The sequence below is a fragment of the Prosthecobacter sp. genome (genome assembly GCF_049294395.1).
Lineage (GTDB): Bacteria > Verrucomicrobiota > Verrucomicrobiia > Verrucomicrobiales > Verrucomicrobiaceae > Prosthecobacter.
This window is the reverse complement of the sequence record NZ_JBAQCR010000328.1, coordinates 1-4,772: the sequence shown is the minus strand read 5'-3', so window position 1 is coordinate 4,772 and position 4,772 is coordinate 1. Positions and strand designations below refer to the sequence as shown.

General features: G+C 58.6%; 4 protein-coding genes. 1 reads left to right on the top strand and 3 read right to left on the bottom strand.

Features of this window, described 5'->3' with window-relative positions; all coding sequences use genetic code 11:
- Nucleotides 1-669: ABC transporter ATP-binding protein (locus WAW39_RS21560; protein ID WP_422321229.1), on the bottom strand; the 669-nt coding region annotated here is incomplete at its 3' end.
- A gap of 139 nt (nucleotides 670-808) precedes the next feature.
- On the opposite strand from WAW39_RS21560, the gene WAW39_RS21555 reads away from it, so the two are divergent.
- Nucleotides 809-3,133 (top strand): secretin N-terminal domain-containing protein, encoded by a 2,325-nt coding sequence (locus WAW39_RS21555; protein ID WP_422321228.1) that lies wholly within the window; start codon nucleotides 809-811, stop codon nucleotides 3,131-3,133.
- A gap of 361 nt (nucleotides 3,134-3,494) precedes the next feature.
- Here WAW39_RS21555 and WAW39_RS21550 read toward each other — a convergent pair whose 3' ends face one another.
- Together WAW39_RS21550 and WAW39_RS21545 are read right to left on the bottom strand one after the other, a co-directional pair.
- Nucleotides 3,495-4,316 (bottom strand): MlaA family lipoprotein, encoded by an 822-nt coding sequence (locus WAW39_RS21550; RefSeq protein WP_422321227.1) that lies wholly within the window; start codon nucleotides 4,314-4,316, stop codon nucleotides 3,495-3,497.
- The coding region (locus tag WAW39_RS21545) for an ABC transporter substrate-binding protein (RefSeq protein WP_422321226.1) at nucleotides 4,313-4,772 on the bottom strand (460 nt) is incomplete at its 5' end. The genes WAW39_RS21550 and WAW39_RS21545, both read right to left, overlap by 4 nt.

Genomic DNA, 4,772 nt, shown 5'->3' with positions numbered 1-4,772 from the left:
GTGCTGAAGGTCGTGCGGCGAGCCTTCCACGAGCAGTTTTCCCTGCGCCATGATCGCCACGCGATTGCACACGCGCTCCACGACATCCAGCACATGGGAGCTGTAAACGATCGTCTTGCCCTCACGCGCCAGGGTTTCCAGCAGGGCTTTGAAGCCGACGGCGGCATTCGCATCCAGCCCGTCCAGCGGCTCGTCCAGCAGGACAACCTTGGGATTGTGCAGCAGCGCGGCGGTGATGACGACCTTGCGCCGCATGCCTTTGGAGTATGCACCCAGCAGCTTGGTCGTGAGCGTCTGCTCATCGAGCTCAAAGAAATCCAGGAACTGCCGGATGCGCGGCCGGGCCTCGTCCTCATAGATGCCGTAGAGCGCCCCGATCATGAGGAGAAATTCCAGCCCGGTGAGGGATTCATAGACCGCGCCTGAGTCCGGCACGAAGCCGAGCAGGCGCTTGGCCTCCACGGGATGGGTGGAGACGTTCACACCGCAGATCAGCGCTGTGCCCTCGTCAGGCTGCAGCATGCCGGTGACCATTTTCAGGGTGGTGGTCTTCCCTGCCCCGTTGGGCCCCAGCAGACCCACGATCATGCCCGGCGGAACCTCCCAAGTCAGATGATCGACGGCGGTTTGAGCGCCGAAGCGCTTGGTGAGACCCTGAATGGAGATCATGGGAGGCGATCATCCATGGCCTGCGGGCGCTTGCAAGGCAGCAATGAGACCCGCGCGAGAAGCATGAATTTTAATAGATATTAACTAAAACCCTTGCCGCTAAGACTAAATTCAATATACTTACCGTAATTTCAATAATATGTCGCAATTCCCTTCCCAGCTCCCGACACGCCTGCGCTTCGCCGTGTTGATGGTGCTTTTGATTCTCGGCATGCGCCAAGCCACGAAGGCTCAGGCCCCTGCCGCGCCGCTGCCAGCGGCAGGAACTTACGTACCGGTGGGAGAAGGTGCCAGCATCAAGGTCAACTTTCCCAGCGCGCCCATCCAGGCGATCATTCCTTTTTACACCCAGCTCACGGGCAAGAAGCTCATCCTCGACTCCGCCCTTCAGGGCGAGATGCTCCGCATCATTTCCCCGCAGATGCTCACCAAGAAGGACGCCATCGCCTTCATTGAAGCCACCCTGCTGCTCAATGGCTATGCCATCATCAATGTGGATGCGACCACGGCGAAGCTAATCAACCAGGCCGGGGGCAAAAGCCCCACGGCTGATGGATTGAAGGTGTACAATTCCCTGCGCGACCTGCCGCTGAACGAGGAGATCTGCCACTATGTGCTGCCCCTGCAGTTTGTCTCGGCGGATGAAGCCTCCAAGGCCTTCCAACAGGTGATCAAACTTCACGGTTACGGAGCCATGACGGGTGTCTCGAATGACACGGCCCTCATCATCACGGAAAACAGCACCACGATCCGCAGCATTTGCGAGATCGCGCAGATCATCGACGTCCCGCCGACGGAGACTTCCAATGAAATGATCAAGCTGGAGCGGTCCGACGTGGAGCTGGTGGCTGAGATCATCAATGAAATCTTTGAGCAGGAGGAAAAGGCGAAGAGCTCCACGACCGCTCCTGCCGCCGCCATGCCCAATGCCGCCGCACGTCCCGGAGTGCCAGCCGTGCCCGCCAGCCCTGCAGGAAACGCCGGCACCACCGCGACCAATCCCGCCGCTGCACGCGTCAAAGTTTTCCCGTACCGCCGCACGAATGAACTGCTCGTCATTGGCCGTCCGGTGGACATCACCTACATCAGGGGGCTGGTCGAGAAACTCGACAAGCAGAGCGATGGCTCGAATTTCCTCAAGCGCCGCCTGAAGTACCTCGACGTGCTCGACTTTCTCATGGTGGCCTACAATGCGCTGGCCAAAGACACCGACATCCAAGGCAACAACGACGGTGCTATCGCGGGCTCACCGGGTGGTGGAGGAAGCCCTCGCCGCAAAAACGGCGCCACCTCCGACTCTTCCTCGGACGATAGCAACAGCAACAACTCCAACGGTTTCGGCAGCAGCAGCAACTCCGCTTATGGTGCCAACGCCGGCTTCGGCGGCAGCTACGGCAACTCCTCCGGCGGTTCGAATTCCAATTCCAGCCGCAGCCTGCTCGACAATCCGGAAGACGTGGGTGCCCCCGAGTCGATGGTTGTCGGGAAAACACTGCTCATCGGCGATCCACAATCCAACAGCCTCATCGTTTCGGGCTCCCCCGAGCACATCGCGCGCATTGATCAGCTGCTGGAGGAGATGGATATCCGCCCCCAGCAGATTTACATTTCTGCGATCATCGGCCAGTTGAGCCTGGGCAAGAACTTCAACTACGGGGTCGATTTCCTGCAACTGCTCTCGGATTTCAGCGTGAACCGCAATGGTGCGCACGGCTCTTCCACATCTGGCAGCTCCACCACGACGGCAGCGTCCAACATCATCCAGTTTCCGGCGAAATTCGGGCAGCTGAATTTCTACGGCCAGATCGGTGCGCTGAGCAACTACATCAAGGTCATCGACAGCAACAACAACTTCAAGGTGCTGGCCACGCCAAGCATCTACGCCAAGAACGCCGCCAAGTCTGTGATCTCCTCGGGTCAGAGCATCGCCGTGCCAGCCAACATCCTGACCAACGGTGCCTTCACCGGCGGTGTTGCGAGCAACAGCGTGAGCGTGACCTATCGCGATGTCCTGCTCAAGCTGGAGGTGATTCCCCTGATCAACTCGGACGACGAAGTGACGCTGAAAATCGCCCAGGTGAATGACAACATCGTCGGTTCGCAGTCCATCGGCGGCAACACCGTGCCCACCATTGGCACGCAGAAGCTGCTCACGGAAGTGGCGGTGAAAAACGGAGCCACAGTCGTTCTCGGCGGGCTGATCACCGAGAGAGTCACCAAAGGTAAAAACGGTGTCATCGGACTTCGCCGCATTCCGATTCTTGGCAATCTCTTCGGCACCACGCAGAATCAAACCACCCGCGAAGAGCTGCTCATCTTCATCCAGCCGCGCATTGTGCGCTCGGATGATCCGCTCGACACGCCCAACAACATCGAGAGCGGCCGCAGCAAGGTCTATGACGAAGCCATGCAGTTTGGCTCACCTGGACTGGAAAACATTCCCCGGGCGCTGCCTGCGCGGTGAGTGATGCTGGGCGGACGCGGCAGAAGAGCTTTGCAGAGGTACCGTTGATCGGCGTGCCGCGTTTTGCGAAGCTGATTTGTGAATAGAAAATCTGGAGACGCTCGGCGGCGGTTGGAGGACCAACCGCCCTACCTAGAGCGCAGACTCGCTGCCCAACGATAATCGTTTTGGAAGCTGCTATGAACTGCCGGTCCCGAGCACCGTCATCTCAGAGACTTCGGAGCAGTCTAGCTTTCAACTAGTGTGGATGAGTCCCCGATATTAGAGCCACATCGGACAGGGGGAATTTATTGCGTCTGCGAAGGTCCAGAAGGGATCAAGATGATCCCTTTCCTTCACTGCAAGCTCCAACCAAGGTTCCTTACTTCTTGATGGCTTCAGCACGATTCTGGCTGTAGGCGCTGCGAGCGGAGAGATACGGATCGACGGCATCTTTTGTGATCGTGTCATAATTGTCCAACTGGCCAGGTATGGAACGCAGCGTGTTGGACAAAGGGGGGACGATGACCCAGTCATGCTTTGAGCGGCTGCCGAACCAGTAGAGGTAGGGCCAGTTGACCGGATTGAGGGCATAGTCTCCGGCGAGGCCCACCGTGTCACGCACGCTGCTGGGTCCCAGCAGCGGCAGCACGAGGTAAGGGCCGTTTGGAATGCCCCACTTGCCCAAAGTCTGAGCCGTGTCTTCATCTGGAAGGTTGGCGAGAGCCGGGATGCTTTCCGCAGGACGGAAGATGCCAACGACACCACCCACGGTGTTGACGACGAATTTGCCAGTCTCCTGCCCGGCACGTTTGAACTTGCCCTGCAGCGTGCAGTTCACGAACCGCACTGGGTACTTCACATTCTCAAAGGCGTTGTCGATGCCCTTGCGCACCGGCCTTGGCAGGATCAGTTCGTAGCCTTTTGAGATCGGACGGAAGAGGAAGGTGTAAAGCTGGTCGTTCACCCAGAATGTGCCGCGATTCAGCTTTTCAAGCGGGTCAGAGATGTCCGATGCCGTGGCATATTCATCCACTTCTCCGTCATCGCCCTTCGCGGCTTTGTCTGCGGCCTTGGCCTTGCCCTTGACGGCGGCTTCTGCGGTGGGTTTCGCAACGGGCTTAGTCGCTGGGGTACTGCAATCAGTCAGCAGCGGAGTGGCTGCCAGCAACAACAGACGGAGTGTGAATACGTGGTATTTCATTGAGGGCGGGAGACAGACTGCGTAAGAGAGCTTATGACGGCATTTGCGCCACCTTTTTTAAATTGAGCATCCAACTGGCTGCGGTAGTTGGCGATGAGGCTCACGCCTTCGATCACCACATCGGTGATGAGCATCTGCTCCATGCGATAAACCACGGCATAGTGGCTGCCTTTGTAGACCATGCTCGTGGGCACATCCACACGGCCTGACGCCGGCTCCGTGGCCGCCTGGTAAGTGATGTCTGGATGCTCTCCCGGCGTGAACTTGCTGCTGTAGCTGCGGATGATGAGCGTGGAAAAGAGCTTGGAGGCCTCCTGCTGCTGCGCGGGTGTGAACTGCCTCCAGCCCGGACCCACGGCACGCTTGGTCATGGTTTCAAAGCTGACGTATTTTTGCAGCACGGGGCGCAGTTTCTCCGGCAGAGCATTGCGATTTCCGGTGCGATCGGCCACGGCC

Coding starts and splice junctions, on each gene's coding strand:
- WAW39_RS21555 (WP_422321228.1), top strand. CDS start 809: ATGTCGCAATTCCCTTCCCAGCTCCCGACACGCCTGCGCTTCGCCGTG.
- WAW39_RS21550 (WP_422321227.1), bottom strand. CDS start 4,316: ATGAAATACCACGTATTCACACTCCGTCTGTTGTTGCTGGCAGCCACT.